The following is a 15,358-nucleotide window of genomic DNA, read 5'->3' as shown; positions in this document are numbered from 1 at the left end:
CGGAGCCTTCAGGACCCAGCTGAATATTGCACTCGTATATCTTATGCGGCGTTGTGGTCTGTATCGCGCTGTTATTAGCGCTTATCAAGCGCAGCCCTGTTTCCTAACCGGCGTTGGCGGTGATGGTTGGGTTTGCGGTCGGCCCGCACTCATGCCGTTGCTCGCATGACTCATCGAGCGCAAGGATACGCATCTACGATGCAGCTACAGGCGAGCCACATCTGGTTGTTGCGGGATAAACCTTCATAGGATGGGCTCCTCTCACGGGATCAAAAAGCTCGTGGGTGAAGTTCGCCATGAATTAGAACTCTGTGCTCCGCGATTGAATCGAATACCACGCAGTACCACTTTTTAAAAAAGGCCCTGTATCACTACAGGGCCTTTTAACGGGCTGCGTCCAGTTCCTTTTACCGCACCCTGCGGTATTCTCATTTCATCATCCTTTGAAACGATGCGAACTCCGTCGCGACAGCCCAGCGAGGGTGTCAATCCTAAGCTGGATTGACACGTTGCTGACCTTTGGGAGGGGAGGCCAAAGGCTAACAACGCGCTTAGTCTCAGAGCGCCACTAATGGCATAAGTTCATCATGAAGCGATTTAGCCATTGCCGAGTAAGCGTCCGGCCAACACACCTCCAAAATTCCAGAAGCCAAGACGATGGTGGCCGTGTATGGCCGAGCTACTGTCGTCTGACTGGAACCGCTCGGCAAAGGCGGAGGAGCTTTGACATTTAAGCATCTCAAGATTTGATATTTTTCTGACATTCATAAGGTTATAGTCGCGCCCCTTGTTGGGGAGTAGCCTGCTCCTGACTCCGGTCTAGAGCGTTCGTGTCAACATCTTCGGCATCATGCCGTGGCACGAACACCTTCTGGTTGGCGAGACCAACGATGCATCCATGCCTAAGTCGGGCGTGTGGTTGTGTCGTTGACTCCTAGCCCGACCGGAAGTTAACCGTGAACCCGATTTCCCTCTTCTTTCTCGCGCTTGCAATGTCCACAGACGCCTTTGCAGCGGCTCTCGGCAAGGGCGCCAGTCTTCATAAACCGCGCCTTATTGAAGCGCTGCGTACCGGCCTGATCTTTGGTGTAATCGAGACCATCACCCCGATCATCGGCTGGGGCATTGGCCAGGTGGCTACCCAATTTGTTGAAAGCTGGGATCATTGGATTGCGTTCACGCTGTTGCTGGTACTCGGTTTTCACATGATCTACAACGGCATCAAGCACGATGAAGTCGGGCAAGAAAAGCCTGACCAACATTCCTTCTTCATCCTGGCTATCACAGCTTTCGCGACCAGCATCGATGCACTTGCAGTGGGAGTAGGTCTAGCATTTGTAGACGTTAATATCCTGGTAGCAGCGCTGGCCATTGGCGTGGCCACAACGTTCATGGTGACTATCGGCGTATTGCTAGGACGCGCACTGGGTACTCTCGTGGGCAAGCGTGCGGAAATCGTCGGTGGCATTGTGCTGATGGTGGTAGGTTCAACGATCCTCTATGAGCACTTATCAGCTTTGTGAGTTATGTCTAGGTTGGTTAAGCCGAATTACCCAAGTCCGACCCATCGAACCAGCGTGGAGCGCGCAATCGCCAAGCCGGCGCGGCCGAATATCTTCTCCTGCCGGTACAACGGCAGGTGGTCGGCGAACTTCGCCACCATCACGTGGGTATTCGCCACTTTGCATCTCCGCATGACACTCAGCGGTACGAGGCGTAGTTGATCAGTTCAGTCCTTCTATGCGGATCCATATCGACGGACCGCCTTATAGCGCACATGCGGAAATGCCGCCTTCCTAACAGCAAGTCGCCCTTAAGTGCCCGGCAAGCTTACAAAAATGTAATCAGCGCATCAGCTTTAGGTCAGGACGCTTTTCATATGGTGGCTGTCAGACTCAGCAAGACTGGAAGAATACTCCGTAACCGTCGGTGTACTTGCCACGTTCGCTGCTAACTAACTCATCCAAGGAGCTCGCATGTCCTCCTCGCATTGCCACCATCAGCCTGACCAAACGAAAGGATCAGCACCGCTCACAGACCCGGTCTGCGGGATGAAGGTGAAAGAGAACAGCGAGCATGAGCAGGATTACCAAGGAACCACTTACCGCTTCTGCAGCCAGGGGTGCCGGACCAAGTTCCGTTCTGACCCTGCTAGATATCTTGCTGCACAGCAGGCTCATGGGTCATCGCCTCAGGCATCCACGCCGCCCGCACAGAAGGCGTCCGCCGGTGATGCAACGACCGAGTACACCTGCCCGATGCACCCTGAGATCCGCCAAATGGGTCCAGGTGATTGCCCTATCTGCGGGATGTCATTGGAACCTCTGATCCCTGAACTCGACGAGGAGGAGAATCCCGAACTCAAGGACTTCTCGAAGCGATTCTGGTGGTCTCTGCCCCTGACCGTAGCAGTAACCCTGTTGGCAATGGCGGGACATGCGATACCGCTGTTTCACGGCGCTAGCCAGAACTGGGTTGAACTAGCCCTTACGACCCCGGTTGTCTTGTGGGCAGGTTGGCCATTTTTCGTGCGCGGTTTCGCATCAGTTAAGCATCGCAGCCCAAACATGTGGACGTTGATCGGGCTTGGCACAGGGGCTGCGTATATTTACAGCATCGTAGCAACCGTCTTACCGAGCATATTTCCAGAGTCATTCACTGTGGGCGGCCGGATAGGCGTTTACTACGAAGCCGCAGCGGTCATCATTTCACTGACGCTTTTAGGTCAGCTGCTCGAACTGAAGGCCCGCTCTCAGACATCTTCCGCAATCAAGTCCCTGCTTGGCTTATCACCCAAAACAGCTCGCCGTATCGCCAAGGATGGTTCCGAGGAGGACATCCCGCTCACACATGTTCACGAGGGCGACCATCTGCGCGTTCGTCCTGGTGAAAAGGTACCCGTTGATGGAGAGGTGTTAGAGGGCGAGAGCGCCGTCGACGAATCCATGCTAACGGGCGAGCCGGTTCCGGTGACGAAGCGGACAGGCGATTCGCTTATCGGCGCGACGATGAACACGAGCGGCTCGCTTGTCATGCGAGCCACTAAGGTTGGCTCCGGGACCATGCTTTCACAAATCGTCCAGATGGTTGCGAATGCACAACGCTCCAAAGCACCCATGCAGCGAATGGCAGACACGGTTGCAGGTTATTTCGTGCTGACGGTCATCGGTATCGCCTTGCTGACATTCTTTGCATGGGGCCTGTTCGGGCCTGACCAGGGCTGGGTATTCGGCCTGATCAATGCAGTTGCGGTTCTGATCATTGCTTGCCCTTGCGCACTTGGCCTGGCAACGCCTATGTCGATCATGGTTGCCACAGGCAAAGCGGCTGGAAGTGGAGTGCTTTTCAGAGACGCAGGCGCCATCGAAAATGTCCGTAAGGTAGACACGCTGATTGTCGATAAAACAGGAACCTTGACCGAGGGCCGACCTGTCTTCGATCGGGCCATAGGCGTCACGCCGTTTGACTCGCAGGAAGTCATCCGTTTGTCTGCCAGCTTGGATCAAGGTAGTGAGCATCCCCTAGCCCACGCGATCGTAGACCATGCCAGAAGCGAAGGTATCCAGCTGGCGAAGCCAGAGACCTTCGAGTCAGGGTCAGGTATCGGAGTCCGTGGTCTGGTGGAAGGCAAGCAGCTACAGCTAGGCAACACCGCGCTTATGGAAGATGCGGGTGTGAGCGTCGAGCCGTTGAAATATCAGGCAGAAAAAATGCGCGAGAGCGGTACCAGCATTGTTTACCTGGCTGTTGATGGGGCACTTGCCGGCTTGCTGGCCGTATCGGACCCAATCAAACCGACTTCCAAGGAAGCTGTAGCTCGGCTCCAAGCGGAGGGCGTGCAAGTCATCATGGCCACCGGCGACGGGCTTACTACTGCCCGCGCGGTGGCTCGTGAGCTATCGATCGATGAGGTGCATGGCGAAGTGAAGCCGCAGGACAAGGAGGCGCTGGTGGTTAAGCTACAAGCCCTAGGTAAAGTAGTCGCCATGGCAGGCGACGGAATAAATGATGCGCCGGCGCTCGCCAGGGCTGATGTCGGCATAGCGATGGGCACGGGCACTGACGTCGCCATGAACAGCGCCCAAGTTACGCTCGTTAAAGGTGACCTGATGGGGATACTGCGCGCGCGCACGCTTTCGGTGGCGACAGTTCGCAATATGCGTCAGAACCTTCTGTTTGCCTTTATGTACAACGGGTTGAGCATCCCGATTGCCGCAGGTCTGCTCTATCCGTTCTTCGGACTGTTGCTGTCTCCGATGATTGCTGCCCTGGCCATGAGCCTCAGCTCAGCATCGGTTGTGTTCAACGCACTCCGGCTCCGTCAAACGCGTGTAGTTTGAAGCCTGTCGGCTTAGGCTTAGGCTTAGGCTTAGGCTTCGGTTGCGAAGCGACCGATTGCCTCATTGATTGCTCATGAATTGCCCCGTAAGCTGGAAATATGAAGTCCTACATGCGCTCCTTCCTTGTCCTGCTGCTAGTGCTCGCGCTTCCAATCAACGGGATGGCGCAATTGCTCATGCCGGTTGGGTCGTCAGCGCATCACGTAATGCCTGATAGGGTAGGCATGGAGGCTATGGCAGCCAGCCACGCGTCGATGGCTGGCGTCAGCGGCGCTGAGCCCGAGTGCTGTGAAGGGCATGAGCAAGGGAAGACGACCGTCTGCAAGACGGGACAAGAATGTAAAACTGTCAGCCTTCTTCAGATCGTTGTTGCAAAGGCGCAGCTGGTCCCTGCGGGTAAACCGGCTAATACGCCCTATAACGACCAGGTACTTTCTCGCCATCTGGACGCCGTCTGGCATCCTCCCCGCGTCTGATTCCGATCAAATTCTAGGAACCGCCCGGATGTGAGCATTCGGGCCGGCTACCGCGCGCCTTCGGCTCGCATGGAAGATCAGGAATCCTGTCTAAATGAAATCCCGTATCCGCTGGGCGCCTCCCTACGTGGCCGCCTTGATCATCGGCGCGCTCTCATTCCCCGAGTTCGCGTCAGCTCTAACCTTAGAACAAGCCCTGAGTTTGGCCGAGCAAGACGCGCCTTCGCTGGATGCGCAAGCCGCCAATCTCAAAGCCGCACGCAGCGCTGCAATTCCTGCCGGCGAGCTGCCTGACCCTAAACTTAGGCTTGGGCTGCAAAACGTTCCCATTGAAGGTGACTCGCGTTGGCAATTGGACCAAGAGGCCATGACCATGCGAATGGTCGGGGTCATGCAAGATGTGCCAAACCGAGCGAAAAGGCGCGCCCGTGTCGAGGCTGCGCAGGCTAGTGTTGCGCTCGCAAATGTTCAGCAAACGATTGAACGTCTCAGCGTGCGCCAGGCGACCGCCGAGGCATGGATCGCTAGTTTCGCAGTCGAGCAAAAGCTGAGCCTTTTCAGACAGCTCTACAGCGAGAATCAGCTACTTTTTCGGGCTGTTCAGGCGCGCATTGCTGGCGGCAGTGGCCAAACCGCAGACAGCGTACTTCCGAAGCAAGAGGCAGCATTGCTTGCGGAACAAGAGGATGAGCTGATGCGCAACCAGGCTGTTGCGCGGGCCGACCTCCGCCGCTGGATAGGCGAGCCAGCAGACCAGCCGCTTACAGGCGACTGGCCGCGATGGCATACCGACGTTGATCACTATCAGCACAACCTGAACCGCCATCCGGCTTTGCTCGCCTTCGACCCGATGACTCGTGAAGCTGAGGCTAAAGTTCGCCAGGCCGTCGCTGAGAAAACACCGGACTGGAGTTGGGGAGTTGATTATCTGCGTCGTGGCCGGGAGTACGGCGACATGGTCAATCTCAGCGTCAGCTTCGACCTGCCGCTGTTTACCAGCTCTCGACAAGATCCAAAGATCGCGGCCGAGCGAGCTCGCCTCACACAGATCGAGGCGCAGCGCCAGGCAACGTTGCGTATGCATAACCAGGAGCTGGCCGCAGACCTGGCTGAATACCAACGCTTGGATCGAGCACTTACTCGCCTCGAACAAACATTTCTCCCCCTCGCTGAAGAGAAAGTCCGCCTTGCCATGGCCGACTACCGCGCAGGGAAAGGCGTATTGATCGCTGTCATCGATGCGCGCCGCCAGCTTGTCGAGACCCGGCTGCGGCAGATCGACGTGGCCCGCGACCGATCACTGAGCAACGCCCGCCTGCATTTCGCCTTTGGAGATACCCGACCATGACCTTTCAATTCAAGCGGCTGGCACTCGTCCTCAGCCTCCCGCTGATGGTTAGCGCTACAGCCTTATTCGGCCTGTCTACCGCAGCCTTCGGACAATCGCCTGCAAAAGAAGGTAAGGAAGTTCTCTATTGGTATGACCCTATGGTGCCCCAGCAAAAGTTCGACAAACCTGGGAAGTCCCCCTTCATGGACATGGAGCTTGTCCCGCGGTATGCCGATGAGGGAGGCGACGGGGCCTCGATCAGCATCGACCCAAGCGTGACGCAAAATCTCGGTATGCGCCTGGTGGCCGCAACGCGTGAGTCAATTCGCCAATCGCTCGAAGCCACAGGTGCATTGATGTTCGACGAGCGAAACGTGGCTGTCGTGCAGGCGCGCTCCGGGGGCTTCGTCGAGCGCGTTTACGACCGAGCGCCGGAAGACGTCATTGAAAAAGGGGCGCCGCTTGCAGATCTGCTTATCCCTGAGTGGGTTGCTGCACAGGAAGAGTACCTGGCGCTGAGAAAGATCGGCGAACCCCAGCTGCTCGCAGCGGCCCGTCAGCGGTTGCGCCTTGCTGGCATGCCGGCAGAGGTCATTGCGCAGCTGGAACGGACCGGTAAGGCGCGCGCCGTCTGGACCGTAACGAGTCCGATCGGCGGCGTGTTGAACAGCCTCGATGTTCGCGAGGGCATGACCGTACCCGCCGGCGCTACTCTTGCGCGCGTCAACGGGCTGGACACGGTTTGGCTAGAAGTTGCAGTACCAGAGGCGCAGATCGCAAATTTAGCGCCAGGGCAATCAGTAACAACGCGCCTGCCCGCTTTTGCGGGTGAAACGCTGGAAGGAACGATCCAGACGGTACTATCGCAGGCCAACCTGGATAGCCGCACTGTGCGTGTCCGGGTCGAGCTACCTAACCCGCAACAACGGCTTCGTCCCGGCATGACGGCTGAGGTGACGTTGAGTCGCAACGTCGAAGATGTCTTGGTCATTCCGTCCGAAGCGGTCATTCGCACCGGACGGCGAGCATTGGTGATGCTGGCCGAGAATGAAGGCCGTTACCGTCCCATTGAGGTCCGTACCGGTCGCGAGTTCAATGACCAGACAGAGGTGCTTGAAGGCCTGGAAGCCGGCCAACAGGTCGTGGCGTCCGGTCAGTTCCTCCTTGATTCAGAGGCGAGCCTACGCGGGCTGACCGCTCAGGGTTTGGAGCAGCCTACATCTTCCACCGGGCCTGCTTTGCACGAGGCTGAAGGTGCGGTCGTCAGCCTAGAAGATGGCATGGTTGGCCTGTCGCATGGGCCGTTCAAGACGCTGAACATGCCTGGGATGACCATGTCCTTTCCGGTTGCCGATCAGTCCCTCTTATCAGGCTTGCAAACGGGCGACCGCGTCCGTGTAGGCGTGCATGAAAGCGACGAAGGCCTGGTCATCGAGCGCATCGAGAAGCTCGGGGGCCAGCAATGATCGCAGCCATAATCCGATGGTCAGTGGCCAACCGCTTTCTGATCTTGCTCGCCACTTTGTTTGCGGTCGCCTGGGGTATCTGGTCGGTTAAGAACACCGCTGTCGATGCGTTGCCAGACCTTTCCGACGTTCAGGTCATCATCCGCACGCCATACCCAGGGCAGGCGCCCCAGATTGTCGAGAATCAGGTCACCTACCCACTGACGACGACCATGCTGTCTGTCCCCGGCGCGAAGACAGTCCGCGGCTACTCCTTCTTCGGGGATAGCTACGTGTACGTCCTGTTTGAGGACGGCACAGACCTCTATTGGGCCCGTTCGCGGGTGCTGGAGTACCTGAGTCAAGTGCAGAGCCGGCTTCCCGCCGCCGCCAAACCCGCGTTGGGGCCTGATGCCACGGGTGTTGGTTGGATCTACCAGTATGCGTTGGTGGACCGAACGGGCAAACATGACCTCTCGCAGCTGCGCTCCCTACAGGACTGGTTTCTACGCTATGAGCTCAAGACACTGCCCAACGTGGCGGAAGTCGCGCCCATAGGCGGGATGGTCAAGCAGTACCAGGTCGTACTCGATCCCGTACGCATGGCCAGCAGGGGCGTGACGCAGCAGCAGATCGCTAAGGCGATTGATGAGGCCAACCGTGAAACTGGGGGGAGTGTTCTGGAACTCGCGGAAACCGAGTTTATGGTCCGTGCGACCGGGTATCTGGAGACACTTAAGGACTTTCGAGCCATTCCTTTGCGTCTCGACGGCGGCGTGCCTGTGACGCTAGGGGACGTTGCGCATATCCAGCTCGGCCCGGAAATGCGCAGGGGTATTGCCGAGCTTGATGGCGAAGGTGAGGTAGTCGGTGGAGTCGTTATCCTGCGTAGCGGCAAGAACGCTCGGGAAACGATTGCTGCGGTTCAAACCAAGCTCGATGAGCTCAAAGCGAGTCTTCCCGAAGGCGTCGAAATCGTCACGACTTACGACCGTAGCAAGCTGATCGACAGTGCCGTTGAAAACCTCACCCACAAGCTCATCGAGGAATTCATTGTCGTTGCGCTGGTTTGCGCAATATTCCTGTGGCACCTGCGCTCATCTCTGGTCGCCATCGTTTCGTTGCCGATTGGCATCCTGATCGCTTTTATCATCATGCAGCGGCAAGGCATAAACGCAAACATCATGTCGTTGGGCGGCATCGCGATCGCGATCGGAGCGATGGTCGACGCGGCAATCGTCATGATCGAAAACGCCCACAAGCACATCGAGGGCTGGCACAAGCGGCATCCTGGCTCAACTTTGAAGGGCCAAGAGCACTGGAAGGTAATCACTGACGCGGCCGTTGAAGTCGGGCCGGCACTGTTCTTCAGCCTGCTGATCATTACGCTGTCGTTCATACCAGTGTTCACCCTGGAGGCGCAGGAAGGCCGACTGTTCGGTCCGCTGGCGTTCACCAAAACCTACGCAATGGCGGCGGCCGCTGGCCTTTCCGTCACGCTGGTTCCAGTACTCATGGGGTATTGGATACGGGGCAAAATCCCGGATGAACACCGCAACCCACTCAACCGTGGCCTCATCTGGGCCTACAAGCCTGCCCTGGATGCGGTGCTACGTTGGCCTAAGGCGACCCTGCTAGTGGCGGTTCTGGTCTTCCTGACTGGCTTGTGGCCCGTAACTCGCCTCGGTGGTGAGTTCTTGCCCCCGCTGGATGAAGGCGACCTGCTTTATATGCCCACGGCGCTTCCAGGCCTCTCAGCTCAGAAGGCTTCCAAGCTTCTGCAGCAGACGGACCGCCTTATCAAAACCGTGCCCGAGGTCGCTCATGTGTTCGGCAAGGCCGGCCGAGCCGATACTGCGACGGATCCAGCACCGCTGACGATGTTCGAGACCACCATCCAGTTCAAGCCAAAGGATCAATGGCGTCCTGGAATGACGCCTGAAAAATTGGTGGAAGAGCTGGATCGCACGGTGCAGGTGCCAGGGCTGGCAAATCTGTGGATCCCGCCCATTCGAAACCGCATCGACATGCTGGCGACAGGTATCAAGAGCCCGATAGGCGTGAAGGTATATGGCACTGACCTCGCGCAAATCGACAAAGCGACCCTGGCGGTCGAGCAGATCGCCAAAACGGTGCCTGGGGTCAGTTCGGCGCTAGCCGAACGACTGACCGGCGGCCGGTACATTGATTTGGATATCGATCGTGTTGCCGCCGCACGCTACGGCCTGAATATTGCGGATGTGCAATCGATCGTGGCAGGTGGCATCGGTGGCCAAACCATTGGTGAAACCGTGGAAGGGCTCGCCAGGTATCCGATCAACCTCCGCTATGGTCGGGAGTGGCGCGACTCGATAACCGATCTGCGCAACCTGCCTATCTATACGCCGCAAGGCAGTCAGATCACCTTGGGGACGGTGGCCAAGGTACAGGTGACCGACGGGCCGCCAATGCTCAAAAGCGAAAACGCGAGGCTGTCGGGTTGGGTTTACGTCGACGTCCGTGGCCGCGACATGGCGGCTGTGGTTGGCGATCTGAGGGAAAAGATCAGCGAAGGTGTCCAGCTCGAGCCCGGCATGAGCATCAGCTATTCCGGCCAGTTCGAATTCATGGAGCGCGCTAACGCGAAGCTTAAGCTCGTCGTGCCGGCTACCCTGCTGATCATTTTTGTCTTGCTCTACCTCACATTTTCCCGCTTTGGCGAGGCGCTGCTCATCATGGCTACGCTGCCATTCGCCCTGACCGGGGGCGTCTGGTTCCTGTACCTGTTGGGGTACAACCTCTCCGTCGCGACAGGTATCGGCTTCATCGCACTGGCAGGCGTTTCTGCTGAGTTCGGCGTCATTATGCTGCTGTATTTGAAGAACGCATGGACAGATCGGGTTAACGCTGGAGCCCATGGCGAAGGCGTACTGCTCGACGCAATCCGCGAAGGCGCTGTGCAGCGGGTACGCCCCAAGGCCATGACCGTAGCAGTGATTATCGCAGGCCTGCTGCCCATCCTCTGGGGTAGCGGAACCGGCAGCGAAATCATGAGCCGCATCGCCGCGCCCATGGTGGGCGGGATGATCACCGCCCCTTTGCTCTCCCTGTTCGTTCTGCCGGCAGCTTACCTGCTGATGCGCCGCCGGCAATTGCGAGTTACCACCCAGCAAGCAACCAACCCCACTGGAGAACATCCATGAACATTAAGCACATCACCCTTGCCTCACTCTTCCTGGTGCCAGTCGCCTATGCCGCCGACAAGGAGCCAATGGACGGCATGCCGATGGATCACAAAGGCATGAACATGCCAATGGACCAGAAGTCGGCGGGACAGACCGCTACAGCCATCGGCACGGTCAAGAAAGTGAACACCGAGAGCGGCACCGTGACCATTGCACACGGCCCGGTCGAAGCGCTGGGTTGGCCTTCTATGACGATGGGCTTCAAAGCGAAGCCTGATCAGCTCCAAAAGTTGAAAGAAGGGGACCAGGTCGAATTCGAGTTCTCCTCGAAGAGCATGGATTCCACCATTACCCGCATCGATAAGCAGTAGAAGTTGAAAACGACTGCCGCAGGCGCGGCGGTCGTACCAACACGAAAATGAGGGATTACAGCTTTGTAACCTTGGCAACAGCTTCTTGTAAGTAGCAAGCCTTTAATCTACAGGCATCAACTAACCAAGAGGTGCAAACCATGAACCGCATAACCAAAGTAATCGTTCCTTTTATTCTGACCGTTGCTTCCTCGCTTGCAATGGCCGAAGGCGGAAGCGAACGTACGCTGAATCGCTTAAATGACTCGGCAGGAGCAAAGCCCACCCTTAAGGAGCTTGTAAAAGAAGGCCAAGTGCTGAGCATCGCACCTGCTGGCGCGACCGGCACGACTCGAATGATTCAAAACTATAGAACAAGCGCCCAAGTCCAGACGTATGAGATGACGGTCAAGACCCCTGACGGGAAGATCCATACGGTAGAGTTTCTGAGCACCCCAGTTGGCGTGAACAATGGCTAATCTGCCAAGCTTAATATCCGAGGGATAGTTAGATGAGGGGCATAATATCCAAGATTAAAAGCGTACTGCAGCGCAATCCGGTCGTAACGGGGTTAACCGCAGCTGTGGTTGGCTACATGCTACTGAACCAAAGCACTGCGGCGTTGGCAACAACGCTGCCAAGCCTGCTCTTTCTCTTGCCCTGCTTGTTGATGATGGTCGTATGCATGAAGCATATGTCTAGCGGTAAATGCGACAAGCCCGAGGAGCCCAACGTTGGCGAAAACACCTTATTAAGAAAAAGCGAATAACCCACTGAACTTGGAGATTTAACATGCGAAAGGCCATCACCGTTACAGCAATCGCAATCACCCTGGCGAGCGGACTGAGTTTCGCAGCGGTAGATAAATCGGACCAAAGCCATTCAGAAACCGGCATGATGAGCGGCGACAAGCATATGGAAATGATGGGCGACATGCATGGAATGATGAAAGAGTGTCGTGAAATGATGGAGGGGGCCAAAGCCGGCCACTCGCAAACTGGCGAAAATTCAGACGCTGCTTAGGATACGAGAGTGCGAGCAAACATGATCGAAGCAGGCCGGGCACCTTTTCTGGGTGCCCGCCTGCTTTCTTGTGAGTGATGGCCTAACTAGGACCGTACTGATGGGAAAAGTGTCACTGACGAGCAGAATGGCGATAGCTTTCATGCTTGTGGTTACGGTTGTGCTGATGGCGGCCGCAATCAGCTTCAATTATTTTTGCCAGCTCCATTTCGAACGCAAAGATGAACAAGTGCTGAATGAAAAGGCCGCTGCAGTAGAGCGTACGCTGCTCAACAGCTCAGCATTTGGGCCTGAGACCGCTTCAAGGATCGATGCCGTTATTGAGCACTCCTTTGGCTTCGCAACTGCAGTTGTAGTAGACGGCAAGACAGTCTACTCACATCACAATCTCTCTGAGAGCTTGCTACCACTTGTCACGGACATCCAAGAGGAACGTTGGACAGTAAATTTCGCTGGGCATCAGTACAGTGGCATTACCAGAAAAGTAAACCAGTGGGTCGAAGGGCAAGACACAGTCATCTATCTGGCTTTGGATGTAACGCATCGAGTCCACTTCTTCGAAATGATTCAGCAATGGTTCGCTTATACGCTGGTGGTCAGTGCACTTTTGAGTGGCGCTTTAGGTGTGGTTCTGATCAGGAAGGGTTTAAAACCGATCGATGAACTCTCTAAGACTTCCTCTACAGTAACTGCCAATTGTTTGGATACCAGAATTCCAACCGAGTCAGTGCCAGGCGAGCTTCATGAACTCGTAGACAACTTCAATGAAATGCTCTCGCGCTTGGATGACTCATTCCTCAGGTTGTCAGGTTTCTCAGCGGACATCGCGCATGAGCTAAGAACGCCGCTGAACAGCATGCTGACCCAAATGGAGGTCGCGCTCTTGCGCGACCGCGAAAATACCGACTACAAGGATATCTTGTATTCCGCCCTCGAAGAACTTAGGCGCATGTCAAAGATGGTCGATGACATGCTGTTCCTCGCCAAAGCGGACAATGGGAAGATTACGCCCAGTGCCGAAGGGGCCAGCATGGCTGAGATGACCACGAGTGTTATCGAATATTACGAGCTCGCAGCCGAGGACAAGAAGGTCGAAATCACGCTTTCAGGCGATGGGTCGGTACATGGCGATAAATCAATGCTAAGACGGGCCATCTCAAACATAGTCTCGAACGCAGTTCGGTATGCAGAGGAAGGCAGCATTATCAGGGTTGAAATAAGCGAGAGTGGTAACTCGGTTTCGACAGCTATAACCAACCGCGGCATTACTATTCCAGCCGAGCTTCACACTCGAATATTCGACAGATTTTACAGGGTGGATACCGCAAGGCGCGAAGGTACTACCCTTAATGCGGGCCTCGGCATGGCTATCACACGGTCGATTGTTGAGGCCCACAAGGGGCGCATCGCTTGCGAATCAGCTGAGGGGCACACGACTTTCACAATGACGCTTCCAAGGCTGATGTCTAGTTAATGGCAAAGTGCTGGCAACGACGCTGATCTACGCTTATACAAATGCCCGGCTGAACCGGAGGAGGCCAAGGCTTTCGTACCTGTATATTTGGTTCTGGAGGTTTCACGTGCAAGCGTCCTCATCAAGAAAATGCGGTTCGACAGCCGCAGCGCTCAACGAAGCGTGCTTCTGCGTAAGCCTAGATCAAGCTGCGCTCGTAAACTCATTGACCGAACAGCTTGGGAATTCAGAGCTGTCGGAGCTATTGAAGTCACGTTGCCCCCATGTGTTTGCAGCACGACCGGTCTTTGTTTCATCCTTGCGGCTGCGCCAGGTTAATGAGGTTATTCAGGCCATCGAGCAGACCGTGAGTTCGCCCGGTTGGCGTGAGCATGCTCTGGATTCTGCACCTCCTATTGCACGACATGATCCTCGGGGTGCGCGCGGCGTCTTCTTTGGCTACGACTTCCATCTGGATGATGACAAGCTTGGGCTCATCGAAATAAACACAAATGCGGGCGGAGCGATGCTAAACGTATTGCTCGCCCGCGCGCAGCGTAGTTGTTGCAGCGGCGTAGTCGGGCTTTCGCCAGGTCAGGATGGACCCGGCGGCTTCGAGCGTTCGATTCTGGATATGTTCGCCCAGGAATGGTCTACGAGCGGCGAGCAACGTCCGCTCACGCGCGTGGTGATCTTGGATGAAAGCCCACAAGCCCAATATCTGTATCCGGAGTTCCTTCTTTTTCAGCGGTTATTCGAGTCAGCAGGAATCGACTGCCTAATCGCAGACCCAGCCGATCTGGCCTTTCACAACGAGTCCCTCTTGGTCGACGGAAAGCCTGTGGATCTCGTCTACAACCGACTCACCGATTTCTATCTGGAAGGCGACAATTGCAGCGCGCTGCGCAGCGCTTATTTGGCTGATGTCGTGACGGTAACGCCACACCCTCAGGCCTATGCCCTTTACGCCGACAAACGCAGGTTGGTTGACCTAACCAACGCACGTTTTTTGGAAGAGATTAGCGTTGATCAGCAAATCCGAACCGTATTGGCCCAATACGTCCCGCTTACCGTTCCTGTCGAGCATGGTAATGCAGAGCACCTGTGGCAAAACCGCCGTAGCCTCTTTTTCAAGCCTGTCAGCGGGTATGGTAGTCGCGGTGCATACCGAGGAGACAAGCTCACCAAGCGCGTTTGGGAAGAAATCGTTGGCGGAAACTACGTGGCCCAGTCCCTTGTAGCTCCTGGCGAGCGTAGAATCGTCGCCGACCCTCAGGTACGATCGATGAAGTTTGATCTGCGCGCTTACGCTTATGCTGGCGAGGTGCAGTGGAACGCTGCCAGGGTCTACCAAGGCCAGACGACCAACTTCAGAACAGAGGGGGGCGGTTTTGCTCCCGTTTTTACCTTAGGCGAGGAAGAGGAGCGAGCCGGTTCTACAGAGCAACGGTCGCACGCCTCGTTCACGTTCTTGCTCGACGAAACCGGCGCCGTAGAGAACTGCCGCACCCGCTATATCTGGCGCTGGTTCGAGCCGAAATGGCTACTTCTAAGCTTGCCGGTAAGCGTTTCCGATTGGCGGACTGGTATGTGGCAATGGAAGATGGCCATCCTTCCGAAGTCATCCGAGAATTGTACGGCTGGGTTGCTTTCGACGCAGATGGCGCCTACCACCCTGAAGTTGGCCCACCAGAAATGGTCAGCCAAATAGTATTGGCAATGTTGACTCATCTGCCCTGCCAACACCGGAAGAACATGATCGAATCGAAGGTCTGTT

General features: G+C 56.3%; 10 protein-coding genes, 1 pseudogene and 1 riboswitch. Of the genes and pseudogenes, 10 read left to right on the top strand and 1 reads right to left on the bottom strand.

The window, feature by feature from the left end:
• Positions 1-783 precede the first annotated feature (783 nt).
• A riboswitch (yybP-ykoY riboswitch) is annotated at positions 784-952 on the top strand.
• A 4-nt stretch (positions 953-956) separates the two neighbouring features.
• Positions 957-1,523 carry a manganese efflux pump MntP gene (gene mntP / locus GQA94_RS03270; RefSeq protein ID WP_158186721.1) on the top strand — a complete coding sequence of 189 codons (567 nt, stop codon included), beginning with the start codon at positions 957-959 and terminating at the stop codon, positions 1,521-1,523.
• A 35-nt stretch (positions 1,524-1,558) separates the two neighbouring features.
• On the opposite strand, the pseudogene GQA94_RS03265 reads toward mntP, so the two are convergent.
• Positions 1,559-1,669 (bottom strand): annotated as a pseudogene (locus GQA94_RS03265) (IS66 family transposase); the annotation flags it as partial.
• Positions 1,670-1,976: 307 nt separating this feature from the next.
• On the opposite strand from GQA94_RS03265, the gene GQA94_RS03260 reads away from it, so the two are divergent.
• The 9 genes from GQA94_RS03260 (at position 1,977) to GQA94_RS03215 (ending at position 15,292) form a co-directional block, all read left to right on the top strand.
• Positions 1,977-4,340, top strand: coding sequence for a heavy metal translocating P-type ATPase (locus tag GQA94_RS03260; protein ID WP_158186720.1), 2,364 nt, complete (start codon positions 1,977-1,979; stop codon positions 4,338-4,340).
• A gap of 570 nt (positions 4,341-4,910) precedes the next feature.
• Positions 4,911-6,164, top strand: a complete 1,254-nt coding sequence (locus tag GQA94_RS03255; protein ID WP_158186719.1) for a TolC family protein — start codon at positions 4,911-4,913, stop codon at positions 6,162-6,164.
• Complete coding sequence (locus tag GQA94_RS03250; protein ID WP_158186718.1) at positions 6,161-7,612, top strand: efflux RND transporter periplasmic adaptor subunit; 1,452 nt, start codon at positions 6,161-6,163, stop codon at positions 7,610-7,612. Before GQA94_RS03255 ends, GQA94_RS03250 begins: the two co-directional genes overlap by 4 nt.
• Entirely contained in the window at positions 7,609-10,773 is a 3,165-nt protein-coding gene (locus GQA94_RS03245) for an efflux RND transporter permease subunit (RefSeq protein WP_158186717.1), read from the top strand. Before GQA94_RS03250 ends, GQA94_RS03245 begins: the two co-directional genes overlap by 4 nt.
• The gene (locus GQA94_RS03240; RefSeq protein WP_158186716.1) at positions 10,770-11,126 is read left to right on the top strand and encodes a copper-binding protein; all 357 of its coding nucleotides are present in this window, start codon (positions 10,770-10,772) and stop codon (positions 11,124-11,126) included. The genes GQA94_RS03245 and GQA94_RS03240 overlap by 4 nt, the downstream gene beginning before the upstream one ends.
• A 140-nt stretch (positions 11,127-11,266) precedes the next feature.
• Positions 11,267-11,584: a co-regulatory protein PtrA N-terminal domain-containing protein gene (locus GQA94_RS03235; protein WP_014822244.1), complete on the top strand. Its 318-nt coding sequence runs from the start codon at positions 11,267-11,269 to the stop codon at positions 11,582-11,584.
• A gap of 313 nt (positions 11,585-11,897) precedes the next feature.
• Positions 11,898-12,128, top strand: coding sequence for a hypothetical protein (locus GQA94_RS03225; protein ID WP_014822242.1), 231 nt, complete (start codon positions 11,898-11,900; stop codon positions 12,126-12,128).
• A gap of 100 nt (positions 12,129-12,228) precedes the next feature.
• Positions 12,229-13,602, top strand: coding sequence for a heavy metal sensor histidine kinase (locus GQA94_RS03220; RefSeq protein ID WP_158186714.1), 1,374 nt, complete (start codon positions 12,229-12,231; stop codon positions 13,600-13,602).
• A gap of 106 nt (positions 13,603-13,708) precedes the next feature.
• A complete protein-coding gene (locus GQA94_RS03215; RefSeq protein WP_233270212.1) occupies positions 13,709-15,292 on the top strand; it encodes a hypothetical protein in 1,584 nt (527 codons plus the stop codon).
• Positions 15,293-15,358 lie beyond the last annotated feature (66 nt).

Origin of the sequence: Stutzerimonas stutzeri (assembly GCF_009789555.1) — a bacterium.
In the GTDB taxonomy this organism is placed as follows: domain Bacteria; phylum Pseudomonadota; class Gammaproteobacteria; order Pseudomonadales; family Pseudomonadaceae; genus Stutzerimonas; species Stutzerimonas stutzeri_R.
The sequence above is the reverse complement of the archived record's forward strand: the minus strand, read 5'-3'. Positions and strand labels throughout refer to the sequence as shown.

Excerpts from the sequence above, each read along its gene's own strand:
- GQA94_RS03260 (WP_158186720.1), top strand. The coding sequence starts at position 1,977 with ATGTCCTCCTCGCATTGCCACCATCAGCCTGACCAAACGAAAGGATCA.
- GQA94_RS03255 (WP_158186719.1), top strand. The coding sequence starts at position 4,911 with ATGAAATCCCGTATCCGCTGGGCGCCTCCCTACGTGGCCGCCTTGATC.
- GQA94_RS03250 (WP_158186718.1), top strand. The coding sequence starts at position 6,161 with ATGACCTTTCAATTCAAGCGGCTGGCACTCGTCCTCAGCCTCCCGCTG.
- GQA94_RS03245 (WP_158186717.1), top strand. The coding sequence starts at position 7,609 with ATGATCGCAGCCATAATCCGATGGTCAGTGGCCAACCGCTTTCTGATC.
- GQA94_RS03240 (WP_158186716.1), top strand. The coding sequence starts at position 10,770 with ATGAACATTAAGCACATCACCCTTGCCTCACTCTTCCTGGTGCCAGTC.
- GQA94_RS03235 (WP_014822244.1), top strand. The coding sequence starts at position 11,267 with ATGAACCGCATAACCAAAGTAATCGTTCCTTTTATTCTGACCGTTGCT.
- GQA94_RS03225 (WP_014822242.1), top strand. The coding sequence starts at position 11,898 with ATGCGAAAGGCCATCACCGTTACAGCAATCGCAATCACCCTGGCGAGC.
- GQA94_RS03220 (WP_158186714.1), top strand. The coding sequence starts at position 12,229 with ATGGGAAAAGTGTCACTGACGAGCAGAATGGCGATAGCTTTCATGCTT.